Below are 1,549 nucleotides of genomic sequence, written 5' to 3'. Positions count from 1 at the left end.
AGCGGCGTGCGCAGCTCATGCGCGATCGCCGCGTTCCACTGCGCCTTTTCCTGGGTGACGCGCTCGAGCTGGTCGGCCATCGAGTTGAAATCCTCGACCAGCCGCGAGGCCTCGCCCAGCGACAGGTCGCCACCGACGGCGCGGGCGCTGAGGTCGCCGGCGGCGACCTGCTGGATGCAGTCCGCCACCGAGTTCAGCGGCACCAGGATGCGCCGCGCCAGCCGCGAGGCGACCCAGGCCGCGCCCGCCATCGCCGCGATCGTGGTGAGCACCATCCAGACGATCTCGGGCGGCGTCAACGCCATGGAGTCGGTCTCCATGATCTCGGGCTGCACCCGCGACAGCACGTAATAGAAGGCGAAGGAGGTGCTGATCACCAGCACCGTCAGCCAGAACGCGACCATCGTCATCGACAGCACGATCTGCCGGCTCAGCCCGCCGGCAGGGAGCTCCGCCCGCCGGCGTGCCGGCGCGGGATTCATTCGACCTCCCGGAAGCGGTAGCCGATGCCCCGCACGCTGGCCGGCACGCCCTCGACGCCCAGGTCCTCGAGCTTGCGGCGCAGCTTGCTGACGTGGCTGTCCACGGTGCGCTCGAGCGCGTCGCCCTCGGGCAGGCAGGCCTGGAGCAGCTCGGCGCGGCTGTAGGCGCGCCGCGGATGGCGCGCCATCTCGGCCAGCAGCCGGAACTCCGTCAGCGTCAGCGACAGCCGCTGCGGCAGGCGCCGACCTCGGCGGTCGCGACATGGTTCTCCAGATCGATCTCGAACGGCGCCACGCGCAGCACCGGCGCGGGCGGTCGGCTGGGCCGGCCCGCGCGGCGCAGCACCGCCTGCACGCGCGCCACCACCTCGGCCGGGTTGAAGGGCTTGACGACGTAGTCGTCGGCGCCGATGCGCAGCCCGGTCAGCTTGTCGACGTCCTGGTCCAGCGCGGTCAGCAGGATCACCGGCGTGTCGCCGCGCTGGCGGATCGCGGCCAGCGCCTGCCAGCCGTCCAGCAGCGGCATCTGCACGTCCAACAGCACCAGGTCGGGCTTGAGCGCGAGGTGATGCTCCAGCGCGCGCCGGCCATCGGTGGCGCGCGCGGTGCGCAGGCCTTCGCGCTCCAGGTAGGCCTGGAGGATGTCGGCGATCTCGGGCTCGTCCTCGACGATCAGCACGAGGGAACTGGTGAAGGCATCCGTCATGGGCGCGGATTCTCCTCCGGCGATCGCCGCTCCATCGAATCTCCACAGTTCCTCAGCCTGGCCTCCATCGACGCCGCCCAGACTCCGGCCCCTTGGCGACTGCGATCGCCGCTGTCCCTGAAGTCTGAAAGCGACGTGAACATGAAGAATCGAACGCCCTGGGTCCGGCGCGGCGCGGGCGCCCTGGCCGCGAGCCTGCTGGCCGCGTGCGGGATGGAGGCCGGTGAGATGCCGCCGGCGCTGCCGCCCGCCGTGACGGTGACCACGCTGAAGCCCGAGGCGCTGACCGTCTCGGAGGATTTCCCCGGCCGCGTCGCCGCGCTGCGCGTGGCCGAGATCCGGCCGCAGGTCAGCGGCATCG

Annotated in this window: 1 protein-coding gene and 2 pseudogenes; 1 reads left to right on the top strand and 2 read right to left on the bottom strand. The window is 71.8% G+C overall.

Annotated elements, in window-relative coordinates:
- Both FUT87_RS15835 and FUT87_RS15830 read right to left on the bottom strand, forming a co-directional pair.
- Positions 1-482, bottom strand: a 482-nt coding sequence (locus FUT87_RS15835) for a HAMP domain-containing protein (RefSeq protein ID WP_147241631.1), incomplete at its 3' end; no start/stop codon positions are given.
- Positions 479-1,188: pseudogene (locus FUT87_RS15830) on the bottom strand (response regulator). The pseudogene FUT87_RS15830 and the gene FUT87_RS15835, both read right to left, overlap by 4 nt.
- Before the next feature lie 141 nt (positions 1,189-1,329).
- On the opposite strand from FUT87_RS15830, the pseudogene FUT87_RS15825 reads away from it, so the two are divergent.
- A pseudogene (locus FUT87_RS15825) lies at positions 1,330-1,549 on the top strand (efflux transporter periplasmic adaptor subunit); the annotation flags it as partial.

This window comes from Mitsuaria sp. TWR114 (genome assembly GCF_007997345.1).
The sequence above is the reverse complement of the archived record's forward strand: the minus strand, read 5'-3'. Positions and strand labels throughout refer to the sequence as shown.